This window comes from Sphingomonas sp. CCH9-E2 (assembly GCF_001557215.1).
Taxonomy (GTDB): domain Bacteria; phylum Pseudomonadota; class Alphaproteobacteria; order Sphingomonadales; family Sphingomonadaceae; genus Sphingomonas.
Genome location: NZ_LSJM01000100.1, coordinates 1 through 883, shown reverse-complemented (window position 1 = coordinate 883; position 883 = coordinate 1). Strand labels below are relative to the sequence as shown.

Below are 883 nucleotides of genomic sequence, written 5' to 3'. Positions count from 1 at the left end.
GGCGGGTGGTGACCGCCACACCGAACATGGGCTGGATCGCCGCGACGATGCGCCCCGATGCGTCGAGATCGAGCCGCATGATCCCGCGTAGTCCGGTGCCCTCGAAGCGCTTGCGCAGAACCGTCAGCGCGCCGGGGCGCTGGGTCGGCGCGCGTTCGATCGTCATGCGCTCGACCAGCCCCGCCGCGGGGTTAAGGTTGAGGAAGGCGAGTGGCGTGTCTCCGGTCCAGCCGCGCATCAGCCCCTCGCCATTGTCGAAACGGGTGCCGGGGGGCAGCGCGACACGGGTGACGTGGCGACCGCTTTCGCTCTGGCGGGTGATGGTGGCGCTGGTCGCCGCGATGCGGGTTTCGGTGCGGCGGATAACGCGGCCGTCGCGCGATTCGGTGACGATCAGCAGCGGGCGGCCCGATCGGTCGAAGCGGGTCGTGGTCGTATCGGTCAGCGTGGTGCTCGGCCGTTCGCCATCGGCCAGCCGGAGTTCGCGCCGTTCGATCGTCTCGCGGCCCTCGGGTAGCGCTTGGCTGGCGGTGCTGGCATGGCCCAACACTGCGCCGGCATCGTCGGCGATGACATACCAGCCCTGTGGTTCGGCTTCGCGCTGGGTCGCACCGGGCAATAGCGCTGCGGCAAGGATAAGGAACGACATGCGGCGGAGCATCCGGTGATGCTAGGGCGAGAGCGCGCGGCGGGCTAGGCCACATCCAATTCCCCTCCCTGAAAGGGAGAGGCTAGGGGTGGGTTTAGCGGCAAGCGAGGCTCGATGCCTCAGTTGCCGCTGTTTTGTCGGGCGGTCGGTTGGGTCTTTTGAGCGCGCGGACGCGCGCACCCACCCCCGACCCCTCCCTTTCAGGGAGGGGAGATGCGGTGGAGACTCATCCCG

1 protein-coding gene is annotated in these 883 nt (G+C 69.0%); it reads right to left on the bottom strand.

The window, feature by feature from the left end; genetic code table 11:
• Nucleotides 1-649, bottom strand: a 649-nt coding sequence (locus AX681_RS05230; RefSeq protein WP_156456039.1) for a hypothetical protein, incomplete at its 3' end; no start/stop codon positions are given.
• Nucleotides 650-883: the final 234 nt, after the last annotated feature.